Origin of the sequence: Testudinibacter crocodili (assembly GCF_006228025.1) — a bacterium.
In the GTDB taxonomy this organism is placed as follows: Bacteria; Pseudomonadota; Gammaproteobacteria; order Enterobacterales; family Pasteurellaceae; genus Chelonobacter.
The window spans coordinates 40,982-55,150 of record NZ_VDHF01000066.1 but is presented as its reverse complement, the minus strand read 5'-3'; the positions used below and the strand labels follow the sequence as shown (position 1 = coordinate 55,150).

The following is a 14,169-nucleotide window of genomic DNA, read 5'->3' as shown; positions in this document are numbered from 1 at the left end:
CTTATTTTCGACTAAAATAATCGGGTAATATCGGCTTAGCATACGCCGATTGAGGTTACCCACTACGGGAGAACAGCATGAGTTCAGTAGCTGCAAAAACATCTTTAAGTCTTTTGTCATTGGCAGGTGTGGAACCTTATCAAGAGCAAGAAGGTGAAGAATATATGAATGAAAAACAGATTCTTCATTTCAAAAAGATTCTGACAGCCTGGCGTGAACAAATTGTCAATGAAGCAGGAAAAACGGTGGCACAGATGCAAGATGAAGCCGCTAATTTTCCGGATCCGGCCGATCGCGCTACTCAAGAAGAAGAGTTCAGTCTGGTGCTGCGCAACCGTGATCGTGAGCGCAAATTGCTGAAAAAAATTGACCATACCCTGCTTAAATTGGAAACCGGTGATTTTGGATATTGCGAATCTTGCGGTGTAGAAATTGGTATTCGCCGGTTAGAAGCCCGTCCAACAGCCGATTTATGTATTGATTGCAAAACGCTGGCAGAAATTCGCGAGAAACAAATTTCCAAATAAGACGACAGTGAGAAAAAAGGCGCAATAAAATTTGCGCCTTAATGTTGTGTTGCATTTGTCTGTAAACGGTGGCACAGCTGCCACCGCTATTACTGCACTTATTGCACTTTCCTTGCACTTATTGCACTTTCTTTGCACTTATTTCACTAGGCAAAGTGCGGTTTGAATACCGCTTACTTCTCCATTTTGTCAAAATCACGCTGTGGATGGCCGATATAAATCTGCCGCGGACGGACAATCTTGATTGCACCTTGGTTATACATCTCTTTCCAGTGAGCAATCCATCCGACAGTTCTTGCCAGCGCAAACATCACGGTAAACATCGAAACCGGAATACCAATGGCTTTTAAAATAATTCCCGAATAGAAATCAACATTTGGGTACAGTTTGTGTTCAACAAAATACGGATCGCTCAAAGCAATACGTTCCAACTCCATCGCCACATCTAATAACGGATTTTGCACATCCAGCTCTTTCAGCACTTCGTGGCAGGTTTGGCGCATCACTTTGGCACGCGGATCGTAGTTTTTATACACCCGATGTCCAAATCCCATCAGACGGAACGGATCATTTTTATCTTTAGCTTTCTGGATATATTCCGGAATCCGGTCAACACTGCCAATTTCTTCCAGCATATTGATGCAGGCTTCGTTGGCGCCACCATGCGCCGGTCCCCAAAGTGAGGCAATGCCAGCTGCAATACAAGCGAATGGATTAGCACCGGAAGACGCTGCGGTTCGCACGGTTGATGTTGACGCATTTTGTTCATGGTCAGCATGCAGAATAAAAATTTTGTCCATCGCTTTTTCCAACACCGGATTAACCACATAAGGCTCACACGGCGTGGCAAACATCATGTACAGGAAGTTACCGGAAAAAGACAGATGGCGCTGCGGATACATAAACGGCTGACCAATCGAATATTTGTAACACATTGCTGCCAAGGTCGGCATTTTTGCTAATAAACGGTAGGCGGTCAGTTCACGGTGATAGATATTGTTAACATCGGTGGAATCATGGTAGAACGCCGCCAACGCCCCACTGACGCCGCACATAATCGCCATCGGATGCGAGTCGCGACGGAATCCATGGAAAAAGCGGGAAATCTGCTCGTGCACCAGGGTATGTTTTTTTACTCTGCTTTCAAATTCACGATATTGTTCTTTGTTCGGGCGCTCACCAAATAACAGCAGATATGAAACTTCTAAATAATCAGCATTTTCAGCCAGTTGCTCAATCGGATAGCCGCGATGCAACAACACGCCTTCGTCACCATCAATATAGGTAATCGCCGATTTGCAAGATGCGGTCGACATAAAACCCGGATCATAGGTAAACAATTGATTTTTGACTAATGACTGAACATCAATCGAATCATACCCCAAGACGGCACGATGAACATCCACTTCAAGCTGACGGCCATCACTGATGGATAATGTTGCTTTTAATTCTGACATGATCACTCCCTGTTGTTACATTTTTGTTAAGGCAATCTATTTGATCGCATTTATAGTGAAAACTGATTCATTTATTAACACAAATAAAGCGATACTGTAAAATGAATTTTCACCAATTTAGTCTTTTAACCGATAAATTTAAAGAGCCTTTTAGATAAAATGTTATTTTTTTGTAAAAAACACTAGCTAGGTCACATTATAAAAAAATTTTTTAGGTATAATTTAACCCGCAACAAAATTTATCATTTTCTTGTAAATGGCATATTTTCACCCTACAGTTAACGGTGAAGTTAGTGGTAAAATATTCAATTTACTCACAAAATTATAGTCATCCTATTATTTTATTTTAAGAAAGGTCAGGTAGTTATGCGACAAAACCATTCCCTGCGGAATGCTATGCAGGATTGGGTTGACTCTAGTGCCTTAGGCGGAGCCAACCAAACGTATATAGAACAAGTCTATGAAGACTATCTTAAAGATCCCTTGAGCGTTGATACCAGCTGGAAACAGATTTTCGACAGTTGGCCCAAACCAACCGTCAGCGAGCAACCCCATGCGCCGGTGCGCGAATACTTCCGTGAACTCGCTAAAGAAAATACCAATAAAACCGGAACACACACGATTATTGATCCCAGCGCCAGCCGCCGCTTAGTTCGGGCTTTGCAATACATCAACGCCTTCCGTTATCGTGGACATTTGCGTTCTGACCTCGATCCATTAAAAATGTGGAAGCGTCTCTCGGTACCCAATCTAGATTATCAATTCTACGGTTTGGAAGAGAAACATTTGGACGAAGAGTTTAATATCGGCAAATATGTGTATGATCGTGAAAACATCACACTACGCGAACTCTCTGAAAAATTGCATGAAACCTATTGCAGCACTATCGGGCTAGAGTTTATGCACCTGCACAATATTGAAGTGCGTGACTGGTTGCAGCAAAAAATGGAAGCGCGTCTAAATAAACCGCTGTTCAGCCCAGAAGAACAAAAAACCTATCTGCAAGAACTGACTGCCGCAGAAGGCTTAGAACGTTATTTAGGGGCTAAATTTCCCGGCGCCAAGCGTTTTTCTTTAGAAGGCAGCGATGCCTTTATTCCACTGATGAAAGAGATTATCCGTCACGCCGGTAAATTTGGCGCTAAAGATATCGTGATGGGTATGGCGCACCGCGGACGGTTAAATATGCTGGTTAATGTACTGGGCAAAAAACCGGCGGAGTTGTTTGACGAATTTGCCGGAAAACACAGTAACCATGATCGCACCGGCGATGTGAAATATCACCAAGGTTTTTCTTCTAATTTTATGACTGATAATGGTTCAGTTCACTTATCATTGGCGTTTAACCCATCACATTTAGAGATCGTCAGCCCCGTGGTAATCGGTTCTGTCCGTTCACGCCAGACCCGCTTGCAAGACAGTGAGCGCAATAAAGTGTGGGGGATCACCGTGCACGGTGATTCTGCCGTCACCGGACAAGGCATCGTACAGGAAACCCTGAATATGTCAGCTACTCGCGGTTACACTATCGGCGGCACAATCCGTGTCGTTATCAATAACCGTATCGGTTTCACCACCTCATATACCGGTGATACACGTTCTACCGAATACTGTACCGATATCGCCAAAATGGTCGATGCGCCAGTGATTCATGTCAATGGTGATGACCCGGAAGCCGTGATTTATGCCGCTCGAATGGCAGTTGAATATCGTGCTAAATTTAAAAATGATATTTTCATTGATTTAGTTTCTTACCGTCGGCATGGGCACAATGAAGCTGATGAGCCGTCCGCAACCCAACCAATGATGTATAAACAAATCAAAAAACACCCGACACCACGCAAAGTGTATGCCGATCGTTTAGTTGCCGAAGGGGTGCTAAATGATGATCAAACGTTTGAGATGATGAACGAATACCGCGATGCGTTAGATAACGGCGAATGTGTCGTCAAAGAGTGGAGCGAACTGGATCGCAACTCATTGGAATGGATTAACTATCTTGATCACGATTGGACTGCTCATTACGAGAATCGGTTTGACAAAGAGCGGTTTATTGCCTTGGCAAAGAAGGTGTGTATCTACCCAGAATCGCACAAACTACACAATCGTGTGAAAAAAATCTACGAAGATCGTGAATTGATGGCAGTAGGTGAAAAGCCGTTTGACTGGGGCATGGCGGAAATTATGGCCTATGCCACCCTGCTGGATGATAACAATGCGATTCGCCTGTCCGGTGAAGATGCCGGGCGCGGAACTTTCTTCCATCGCCATGCGGTGTTGCACAATCAAGAAGACGGCACTTATTACATTCCGCTTGCTAACCTGCACAATCAACAAGGACGGTTTGAGGTATGGGATTCGGTGCTGTCTGAAGAAGCGGTTTTAGCCTATGAATACGGCTATGCCACCTCTGATCCGAAAACCTTAGTCATTTGGGAAGCACAATTCGGCGATTTCGCCAATGTGGCGCAAGTGGTTATCGACCAATTCATCAGCTCCGGTGAACAAAAATGGGGCAGAATGTGCGGTTTAACCATGTTGTTGCCACACGGCTACGAAGGACAAGGCCCTGAACACTCCTCTGCTCGCCTAGAACGCTATCTGCAACTGTGTGCCGAGCAAAACATTCAAGTTTGCGTGCCCTCGACACCGGCACAGGTTTACCATATGCTGCGCCGCCAGATGGTTCGCCCGATGCGTCGTCCACTGATTGCCTTAACCCCGAAATCACTACTGCGCCATCCGTTGGCAATTTCTGAAATGTCGGAACTGTTGGAAGGCACTTTCCAACCGGTGTTAGCAGAGTTTGATGATTTGGATCCGCAACAAGTGCAGCGTGTCGTACTCTGTTCCGGCAAAGTCTATTATGATTTGTTGGAAAAACGCCGTGCCAATCAACAAACCGATGTTGCCTTGATTCGTATCGAGCAGCTTTACCCGTATCCAAGTGATGATATGCAAACTGTCTTGGAGCCTTATCAACATGTTAAAGATTTCATCTGGTGTCAGGAAGAGCCGTTGAACCAAGGGGCATGGTATTGCAGTCAACATAATTTCCGAACCTCGCTGCCTGCCGGCGCAAGTTTGAATTATGTCGGACGCCCGGCTTCGGCTTCCCCGGCAACCGGATTTGCTTCGTTGCACAACGCACAGCAGAAAGCCTTGGTGGATGAAGCGTTGACTGTTGAATAAGCTTATTCAACCAAATATTTTAGATGCTTAATTGAACAATTGATTAAATATTGAAAGGAAATAAATATGAGCAGTATTGATATCTTAACCCCGGTTTTACCTGAATCAGTAGCAGACGCCACCGTCGCAACTTGGCATAAAAAAGTGGGCGATACGGTTGCCCGTGACGAAATTATTGTAGAAATTGAAACTGACAAAGTGGTGCTGGAAGTGCCCGCTTCAGAAGATGGCGTTGTTGAAGCGATCCTGCAAGAAGAGGGCGCAACAGTGATCAGCAGCCAGTTACTAGGTAAACTGTTGCCGGTTTCAGCCGCCGGCACAGTGACCAAAGATACGGTTAATACCGCTGAATCCACGCCGGCAGAACGCCAAAGTGCGGTATTGAGCACCGAACACAGCGACGCTGCCAACGACAATCTCAGCCCGTCGGTACGTCGTTTGCTAGCGGAAAACAATATTGACTCAAGCGACATCAAAGGATCCGGCGTTGGCGGGCGTATCACGCGTGAAGATGTTGATGCCCACCTTAGCAAACAAGCTTCCACCGTGCATAAAGAAGGCACCGACAGCTCGGTTGCGCTAGCAAACCGTAGTGATAAACGCGTGCCGATGACCCGTTTACGCAAACGAATTGCCGAGCGTTTATTAGACGCGAAAAACAATACCGCGATGTTGACTACCTTTAATGAAGTCGATATGTCGCCAATTATGCAGCTACGCAAAAATTACGGCGAAAAATTTGAGAAACGCAACAATGTGCGCTTAGGATTTATGTCATTCTACATCAAAGCTGTGGTTGAAGCACTGAAACGCTATCCGGAAGTCAATGCCTCGATTGACGGTGAAGATATTGTCTATCACAACTATTTCGACATCAGTATTGCAGTCTCCACGCCGCGTGGTTTGGTGACGCCAGTGCTGAAAAACTGCGATAAATTGTCGATGGGCGAAATCGAACAGCAAATCAAAGAACTGGCAGAAAAAGGACGTTACGGCAAGCTGACAGTGGAAGATTTGACGGGCGGCAACTTCACCATCACTAACGGCGGTGTGTTTGGCTCGTTGATGTCCACCCCGATTATCAATCCACCGCAAAGCGCAATTTTGGGTATGCATGCGATTAAAGATCGCCCGATTGCCCTCGACGGACAAGTGGTGATCCGCCCGATGATGTACCTTGCCCTGTCTTATGACCACCGTTTAATTGATGGTCGAGAATCCGTCGGCTTCTTGGTCACGATTAAAGAGTTGCTGGAAGACCCAACCCGTATTCTATTGGAAATTTAACCACTGGTAATAACAATATCTGGGCGGATAGCATCTGCCCTGTTAATAAACGGCGATTCTCCGCCACATTAACCCGATAATCCATCGTTGTGACAAGGACAAATAATGAATTTGCACGAATATCAAAGTAAACAAATCTTTGCTGATTACCGCATTCCCGTTCCAACCGGTTACGCCTGTCAAAATAGCCAGCAATTACTGGAAGCTGCCAAAAAATTAGGCGGTGATACTTGGGTTGCCAAATGCCAAGTTCATGCAGGCGGTCGCGGCAAAGCAGGTGGTGTAAAATTGGTAAAAAGTGAAGCCGAAATCAACGCATTCGCCGAACAGTGGTTTGGCAAACGCTTAGTAACTTTTCAAACCGATAAACACGGCCAACCGGTCAACACCATCTATCTTGAGCAGTGTTCTGCGATTAAAAAAGAGTTATATCTAAGTGCGGTTTTGGATCGCAGTTCGCAAACCGTTGTGGTCATGGCATCAACTGAAGGCGGTATGGATATTGAAGAAGTTGCTGAAAAAACTCCTGAGTTACTGCATAAAATCAGTCTAGATCCGCTGTTGGGCGGCATGCCGTTTCAAGGGCGTCAATTAGCATTTAAATTAGGCTTACAAGGCGATCAAATCAAACAATTCACCCACCTTTTCACCCAACTTGCCAAGCTGTTTGTTGAGAAAGACTTGGCTTTGGTTGAAGTCAATCCGTTGGTGATTTTGGAAAACGATCAACTGCTCTGTTTAGATGCCAAAATCGTCACTGACAGCAACGCCTCTTACCGCCATCCTGATTTGCAAGCAATGCAAGATGCAAGCCAAGAAGACCCGCGCGAAGCATTGGCAGAACAATGGCAATTGAATTATGTGGCATTGGACGGCAATATCGGCTGCATGGTCAATGGTGCCGGTTTGGCGATGGGAACCATGGATATTATCAAATTGCACGGCGGACAACCAGCGAACTTTTTAGATGTCGGCGGCGGTGCGACCAAAGAGCGGGTTGCCGAAGCATTTAAAATTATTTTGTCTGATAGTGCGGTAAAAGCGGTATTGGTGAATATTTTTGGCGGAATTGTACGTTGTGACTTAATCGCCAACGGCATTATTGATGCCGTCAATCAAGTCGGTGTGGCAATTCCGGTCGTAGTTCGCCTTGAAGGCAACAATGCGCCGCTAGGACGCGAAATTTTAGCCAACAGCGGTCTGAATATTATTGCCGCCAACAGTTTAACAGATGCCGCCAAACAAGTGGTTGCCGCAGCGGAGGGCAAATAAATGTCTATTTTAATTAATAAAAATACTAAAGTTATTTGTCAAGGATTCACCGGCGGACAAGGCACTTTCCACTCTGAACAAGCACTTGCCTACGGCACCCAATTGGTCGGCGGCACGTCTCCCGGCAAAGGCGGCACCACCCACTTAGGATTGCCTGTCTTTAATACTGTCGCTGAAGCAGTACAGGCAACCGGCGCCACTGCGAGTGTGATTTATGTGCCTGCTCCTGGCTGTAAAGATGCGATTTTGGAAGCGATTGATGCTGGAATTCAATTGATCGTCTGTATCACCGAAGGCATACCAACTCTGGATATGTTAGCCGTAAAACAAAAACTGAATCAGACCGGTGTACGCATGATCGGACCTAACTGCCCCGGTGTGATCACCCCAGATGAATGCAAAATCGGTATTATGCCGGGCAATATCCATAAAAAAGGCAAAGTTGGCATTGTGTCACGCTCCGGCACACTCACCTATGAAGCGGTAAAACAGACTACCGATTGCGGTTTAGGGCAATCAAGCTGTGTCGGCATCGGCGGCGACCCAATTCCGGGTTCCAGTTTTATCGATATTCTAGCGCTATTTGAGCAAGATCCGGCAACCGAAGCTATTGTGATGATTGGCGAAATTGGCGGATCTGCAGAAGAAGAAGCTGCCGCCTATATTAAAAAACATGTCAGCAAACCGGTAGTTTCTTATATTGCCGGTGTCACCGCCCCAAAAGGCAAGCGCATGGGACACGCCGGTGCGATCATCAGTGGCGGAAAAGGTACGGCTGATGAAAAATTTGCCGCGTTGGAAGCCGCAGGTGTCACCACCGTCCGCAGCTTAGCCGATATCGGCGAAGCCTTGCTAAAAGTGATCAAATAATTCAATTGCTTCAAAAAAGACCTGTTACAATTCAATGTAACAGGTCTTTTTTATCCGCCATCACAAGATGCGTTGATCTTTGGAGCCCGCAATGACATCCGTACCACAAAATAAAACCGAATTGTTAGCTGCAATTCAACAGGCTTTCGACAAGATCCTGCAAGAATACCGCACTTTCGACCTTGAATGTGCCCGGCAACTTGGTGTTGAAGGCAGTAGTAAAGGCACAAAGATTAGTGTTGCCGACACCCTTGCCTACCTGATTGGTTGGCAAAATTTAGTTTTAAAATGGTACTGTAAAAAACAACGAGATGAACCGATTGACTTTCCCGAAAGCGGTTATAAATGGAATGAATTGGGTAAACTGGCAAACAAATTTTATCAACAATATCAGAATTGGGATTATAACGATTTACTGCAAGAGTTTATTACGACCAGCAAAGCGCTGATCGATCTCGTTGAATCACTAGACAATCAGCAGCTCTATGGGGAAAGTTGGTACAAGCAATGGACTCTTGGCAGGATGATACAGTTTAACAGTTCATCGCCGATGAAAAATATGCGCAATAAAATCCGGAAGTTTAAACGACAAAGTGCGGTTTAACCGCACTTTGCATGAATATGATGTCTATTCTAGCGCAAACTAAACTTACGCCTTAAGGTTCGCAGCAATAAAAAGACCCAAGGCCATAATACGCCACTGAAAACTGCGCCCAGCAGCTCTTGTGCGCTAAAATCGGCACTGTGCATAAACAGTTCGATTAAGAAAATACTAATATGAATAACCACCACGGCTATCACAACCAACATACTTTGCAACCATAGCGATAGATTACGTAATATCAAATGGTTAGAGGCTATCAGATAAGCAAAAATCGATAATATCAGGGCATGTACGCCGAGGATCGAACCTAAACTGAGATCCCAAATCAACCCAACCACAAACGCATATCCAATACTGATTTTATTCGGAATCGCCAACACCCAATACAATAGCACCAACACTAACCAAGAGGGGCGCAAACCTTGAAATTCAGCTGACCATGGTGTAATTTCCATTACCAGTGCAACCAAAAAAGTACACACCACCATTAACAGTTGCAAAATCCAATTGCCTTTCATTACTGAGCGCCCTCTGTCAATGCATCTTGTTGCTGTTGATTGGCATCTGCCGGTGCCAACTCTTCGTTTGCTGCGGGTTCTTGCGACGAATTCCCATCAATTTGCTCTTTGACAGTTTTATTATTGTCCGGTGCCAGCAGTTCATCTTGTCGAGTTGATAGCCGTTGACGCACCGTATTGCGCACATCTTCCGGCGAAAGCGATTGTGGTCGGTGCAATTCATCATTCACCGGCCACAGCAGCAGCAAATAGCGCAAGCGCTCCAACGATGCCAGCGGTTTGGCTGAAATCACCGCAAAATAGTTCTGTTTATCGGTTGAGACTGAATCGACAATAGCAACCGGATAACCTTCCGGAAAGCGCCCGCCCAAGCCTGATGTCACCAGTAGATCACCTTTCACAATATCAACCGAATGTGGTACATTGTCCAGTTGCAACTCATCGCCACGTCCGGTTCCGCTGGCAATCAAACGCACATCGTTACGCAGCACCTGCAACGGAATCGAATGCGTAACATCGGTAATCAACAACACTCGACTAGTGGTTGCGCCCACGGAGGTGACTTGCCCCACCACACCTTTTTCATCAATCACCGGCTGTCCGACAAACACACCGTCACGGCTACCTTGGTTGATCACCACTTGCTGGCGATAAATATCTGACTCTGTGGTCAATACTTCGGCAATTTTCTTATATTCATCATAGCGTAGCGGCGAATTGAGCAGCAAACGTAAGCGTTGATTTTCGACTTTGAGTTGATCCAGCAGTAACAGATCGGCATTCTTTTCCCTTAGCTGCTCTTTCAGCACTCGGTTTTCGATTTGTAGTTTAGAGGTGTCGGCAAGGTTATCAGATACGCCATCCAGCACTGAACGGGGAATATTGGCAAAATAAAACAGACCGCTGATAGAGGTTTCCATCAGGCTACGCACCTGAATCATACCACTGCTGCGGCCATCACTGATCATCAATAAAATCGATGCAACAATCGCCAGAATAAGACGAATTCCTAAAGGGGGAGCTTTAGAAAAAATAGGTTTCATTGCGCTTTACTCTAAAAAGTGGCGGTTTTAATAGGCTTAAAACCGCACTTGTGAAAAAAAGAGTGTTTCAACGATTAGTCATCGCTGAAAATATCGCCACCGTGCATATCGATCATATCTAACGCTTCACCACCGCCTCGTGCCACACAAGTCAACGGATCTTCAGCAACAATAACCGGCACACCGGACTCTTTCGACAACAGTCTGTCGATATTCGGCATCAAAGCACCACCGCCGGTTAACACCATGCCACGTTCAAAAATATCTGCCGCCAATTCCGGTGGGCAGGACTCAAGTGCGGTACGAACCGCTGTCACAATGCCGCTTAGCGGTTGTTGAATCGCTTCCAACACATCGCGTGAAGTCAGTTTAAAGCTGCGTGGCGCACCTTCAGCCAGGTTATGTCCATGAACTTCAATCTCTTTGATTTCATCATCTTCATCGATATATGCAGTACCGATTTCTTGCTTAATCCGTTCTGCCGTTGCCTCACCGATTGAAGAGCCAAATGTGCGACGAACATAGGCAATAATTGCCTCATCAAACCGATCGCCGCCGATACGTACCGAAGACGAATACACCACACCGTTCAACGAGATCACCGCCACTTCAGTCGTACCACCACCAATATCGATTACCATCGAACCGGTTGCAGTAGACACCGGCAATTTAGCGCCAATTGCCGCTGCCATCGGCTCTTCGATCAAATAAACTTCACGCGCACCGGCACCGATTGCCGATTCTTTAATCGCACGGCGCTCAACTTGAGTTGCACCAGCAGGCACACAAACTAAAACGCGCGGGCTAGGACGCATAAAATTGTTACGATGAACTTGCTTGATAAAATATTGCAACATTTTTTCAGTGACGAAAAAATCAGCAATCACGCCGTCTTTCATCGGACGAATCGCAGCGATACTTTTTGGCGTGCGTCCCAACATCATCTTGGCTTCACGCCCGACTGCCGCAATACTTTTCAGTGAGCCGGCACGATCTTGACGAATCGCCACCACTGAAGGTTCATCCAGAACGATCCCTTGCCCTTTAACATAAATAAGTGTGTTAGCCGTGCCGAGATCGATAGAAAGGTCGTTAGAAAACAGACCACGAATTTTTTTAAACATAATAATTCCGATGTAAGATAAAGAGGGTTGAGCCGAGAACGGCGAAAAAATTGTGCTAAATGTACCAAAAAACCACTAATTCCACAACTTGAAATCACAATATTGCCGATAGCGTACATGTTGGCAGCAGCAATCTTTCTGACGCCTATAACAGCATAAAAAAATGGCGGTCAAGCGACAGCCATTTTTTGAACAATTCAGAACCGCACTTCTGCATTTTATCTAATTGTTTTATTTACTAATCAATCCCAAAAACTCTTTGCGGGTTTCACGATCTTCTAAGAATACGCCACCAAACGCTGATGTGACGGTGTAACTATTAGTATCCTTAATACCGCGGCATTTGACACAAAAATGGGTCGCTTTAACATAAACTGCCACATCATCTGTTTGCAAAATTGCCTGAAGTGCGGTCAACACCTGCTCGGTTAAGCGTTCTTGCACTTGGGGGCGTTGCGCCAAAAAAGAGACCACTCGATTGATTTTAGACAAGCCGATCACCCAGTCTTTCGGGTAATACGCCACCGAAACTTGCCCGTCGATGGTAACAAAATGGTGTTCGCAGGTGCTGGTCAGCGTGATGTCGTTCACCAACACCATTTCACTGACTTTCATACGGTTACGAATCGTGGTGATTTTAGGAAAATTGGCATAATCCATGCCAGTGAAGATTTCATCGAGATACATTTTAGCCATTCTACCCGGCGTTTCTTCAATACTGTCATCGCTCAAATCCAAGCCGATCAGTTGAATCACTTCACGCATATGACTCTCAATTTGTTTGCGACGTTCATTTAAACTTAAGGCGACGCTTTTCATCGGGGTTTCGATGCCTTTTGCTATCAAGGCATCACGCACTCTGGCGGCTTCAGCAGAAATGTTGCTCATTTATTACTCCAGTTAAAATCAAGTTTGTTATTCTAGCAAAGTTAACTTAATAGGCAAATGCAAGAATGTGGAATTTAAGCTAAAATAACCCAAATATCGGAATTATAAAACTATTAAAGAAATAGAGGATTAAAATGAATAACTTGCTCTCGTTAGATCAAGCCTTACAACAAATGTTGAATGCTCTCCCTGCACCAGACGCCGGCCAAACTGAAATATTGACGCTGATGGCAGCACAAAACCGCATTTGTGCCGAAGATATCTGTTCGCCGATTAATGTACCGAGTTTTGACAATTCCGCCATGGATGGTTATGCGGTACGAATCGCAGATTTAGCAGATGGGCAACCATTACCGATTGCCGGAAAAAGTTTTGCCGGAACACCGTTTAACGCCGATTTACCAGCCAAAAGTGCGGTCAGAATCATGACCGGTGCCATGATTCCGCTCGGTTGTGACGCGGTGATTATGCAGGAACAGGCTGAAATTGATGCCGACGGCAAAGTGCGGTTTAACGCAGATGTCAAAGCTGCAATCAAAACCGGACAAAATATCCGTCGGGAGGGTGAAGATGTTAAACGTGGCGAAGTGGTTTTGCAACAAGGGGCGAAATTGACCGCAGTTTCGCTGCCGTTGCTGGCTTCACTTGGTATCGAACAACTTCGGGTATTTAAACGAGTCAAAGTGGCGCTGATCTCTACCGGTGATGAATTAATCAGCGTCGGTAAACCGCTCAAGGCTGGGCAAATTTATGATACCAATCGATTTGCAGTGCAATTAATGCTGCAAAAATGGGGCTGTGAAATTTTAGACTACGGTATTTTACCTGACGATGAAGCGTTATTTGAACAAAAGTTCAACCAGGCGCAGCAACAAGCGGATTTGGTGATCACCAGCGGCGGCGTTTCAGTTGGTGAAGCCGATTTTACCAAAACCGTGCTGGAAAAACTGGGACAAGTCAACTTCTGGAAATTAGCGATAAAACCGGGCAAACCATTTGCGTTCGGTAAATTAGAAAACGCTTGGTTCTGCGGACTGCCCGGCAATCCGGTTTCTGCGCTAGTGACGTTTTACCAATTGGTTCAGCCGGTTCTTGCCCGTTTAAGCGGTTTCAGCCAGTGGCAAAAGCCGATTCAACTGCAAGCCATCAGCAGCGCACCGTTAAAAAAAGCGGTCGGGCGTTTGGATTTTCAGCGCGGATTTTACCATGTCAATGATGATGGACAAATTGAAGTACGCGCTGTTGGTTTTCAAGGCTCACATTTGTTCAGTGCGTTTGTCGCCAGCAACTGTTTTATCGTTTTAGAACGCGAACGTGGCAATGTAGCAATCGGCGAACACGTGATCATTGAACCTTTTGACACCACATTAAACTAAAAGGCGATGAA

Annotated in this window: 12 protein-coding genes; 7 read left to right on the top strand and 5 right to left on the bottom strand. The window is 45.6% G+C overall.

The genetic code is table 11. From position 1 onward, the window contains the following. Positions 1 to 77: 77 nt before the first annotated feature. Positions 78 to 527: an RNA polymerase-binding protein DksA gene (dksA, locus tag FHQ23_RS07795; protein WP_132968186.1), complete on the top strand. Its 450-nt coding sequence runs from the start codon at positions 78 to 80 to the stop codon at positions 525 to 527. A gap of 173 nt (positions 528 to 700) precedes the next feature. On the opposite strand, the gene FHQ23_RS07790 is transcribed toward dksA, so the two are convergent. Next, entirely contained in the window at positions 701 to 1,984 is a 1,284-nt protein-coding gene (locus tag FHQ23_RS07790) for a citrate synthase (protein ID WP_139613812.1), read from the bottom strand. Positions 1,985 to 2,350: 366 nt separating this feature from the next. Here FHQ23_RS07790 and sucA point away from each other — a divergent pair, with 366 nt between their 5' ends. The 5 genes from sucA (at position 2,351) to FHQ23_RS07765 (ending at position 9,209) form a co-directional block, all read left to right on the top strand. Then, positions 2,351 to 5,176 (top strand): 2-oxoglutarate dehydrogenase E1 component, encoded by a 2,826-nt coding sequence (gene sucA / locus FHQ23_RS07785; protein WP_139613811.1) that lies wholly within the window; start codon positions 2,351 to 2,353, stop codon positions 5,174 to 5,176. A gap of 66 nt (positions 5,177 to 5,242) precedes the next feature. Further along, positions 5,243 to 6,463 carry a 2-oxoglutarate dehydrogenase complex dihydrolipoyllysine-residue succinyltransferase gene (gene odhB, locus FHQ23_RS07780; RefSeq protein ID WP_139613810.1) on the top strand — a complete coding sequence of 407 codons (1,221 nt, stop codon included), beginning with the start codon at positions 5,243 to 5,245 and terminating at the stop codon, positions 6,461 to 6,463. A 105-nt stretch (positions 6,464 to 6,568) separates the two neighbouring features. Further along, complete coding sequence (sucC, locus tag FHQ23_RS07775) at positions 6,569 to 7,735, top strand: ADP-forming succinate--CoA ligase subunit beta (RefSeq protein WP_132967486.1); 1,167 nt, start codon at positions 6,569 to 6,571, stop codon at positions 7,733 to 7,735. Further along, entirely contained in the window at positions 7,736 to 8,605 is an 870-nt protein-coding gene (sucD, locus tag FHQ23_RS07770) for a succinate--CoA ligase subunit alpha (RefSeq protein WP_139613809.1), read from the top strand. A gap of 91 nt (positions 8,606 to 8,696) precedes the next feature. Further along, positions 8,697 to 9,209 (top strand): ClbS/DfsB family four-helix bundle protein, encoded by a 513-nt coding sequence (locus FHQ23_RS07765; protein WP_139613808.1) that lies wholly within the window; start codon positions 8,697 to 8,699, stop codon positions 9,207 to 9,209. 29 nt (positions 9,210 to 9,238) lie between these two features. On the opposite strand, the gene mreD is transcribed toward FHQ23_RS07765, so the two are convergent. The 4 genes from mreD to folE form a co-directional block, all read right to left on the bottom strand. After that, positions 9,239 to 9,727: a rod shape-determining protein MreD gene (gene mreD, locus FHQ23_RS07760; RefSeq protein ID WP_139613807.1), complete on the bottom strand. Its 489-nt coding sequence runs from the start codon at positions 9,725 to 9,727 to the stop codon at positions 9,239 to 9,241. After that, a complete protein-coding gene (gene mreC, locus FHQ23_RS07755; protein ID WP_139612316.1) occupies positions 9,727 to 10,770 on the bottom strand; it encodes a rod shape-determining protein MreC in 1,044 nt (347 codons plus the stop codon). Before mreC ends, mreD begins: the two co-directional genes overlap by 1 nt. Positions 10,771 to 10,844: 74 nt before the next feature. After that, on the bottom strand, positions 10,845 to 11,897 hold the full coding sequence (locus FHQ23_RS07750) for a rod shape-determining protein (protein ID WP_132967502.1): 1,053 nt from the start codon (positions 11,895 to 11,897) through the stop codon (positions 10,845 to 10,847). A gap of 228 nt (positions 11,898 to 12,125) precedes the next feature. Beyond that, on the bottom strand, positions 12,126 to 12,782 hold the full coding sequence (gene folE / locus FHQ23_RS07745; RefSeq protein ID WP_132967482.1) for a GTP cyclohydrolase I FolE: 657 nt from the start codon (positions 12,780 to 12,782) through the stop codon (positions 12,126 to 12,128). 143 nt (positions 12,783 to 12,925) lie between these two features. Here folE and moeA point away from each other — a divergent pair, with 143 nt between their 5' ends. Beyond that, entirely contained in the window at positions 12,926 to 14,158 is a 1,233-nt protein-coding gene (gene moeA / locus FHQ23_RS07740) for a molybdopterin molybdotransferase MoeA (protein ID WP_176552279.1), read from the top strand. Positions 14,159 to 14,169: the final 11 nt, after the last annotated feature.

Coding starts and splice junctions, on each gene's coding strand:
- dksA (WP_132968186.1), top strand. CDS start 78: ATGAGTTCAGTAGCTGCAAAAACATCTTTAAGTCTTTTGTCATTGGCA.
- FHQ23_RS07790 (WP_139613812.1), bottom strand. CDS start 1,984: ATGTCAGAATTAAAAGCAACATTATCCATCAGTGATGGCCGTCAGCTT.
- sucA (WP_139613811.1), top strand. CDS start 2,351: ATGCGACAAAACCATTCCCTGCGGAATGCTATGCAGGATTGGGTTGAC.
- odhB (WP_139613810.1), top strand. CDS start 5,243: ATGAGCAGTATTGATATCTTAACCCCGGTTTTACCTGAATCAGTAGCA.
- sucC (WP_132967486.1), top strand. CDS start 6,569: ATGAATTTGCACGAATATCAAAGTAAACAAATCTTTGCTGATTACCGC.
- sucD (WP_139613809.1), top strand. CDS start 7,736: ATGTCTATTTTAATTAATAAAAATACTAAAGTTATTTGTCAAGGATTC.
- FHQ23_RS07765 (WP_139613808.1), top strand. CDS start 8,697: ATGACATCCGTACCACAAAATAAAACCGAATTGTTAGCTGCAATTCAA.
- mreD (WP_139613807.1), bottom strand. CDS start 9,727: ATGAAAGGCAATTGGATTTTGCAACTGTTAATGGTGGTGTGTACTTTT.
- mreC (WP_139612316.1), bottom strand. CDS start 10,770: ATGAAACCTATTTTTTCTAAAGCTCCCCCTTTAGGAATTCGTCTTATT.
- folE (WP_132967482.1), bottom strand. CDS start 12,782: ATGAGCAACATTTCTGCTGAAGCCGCCAGAGTGCGTGATGCCTTGATA.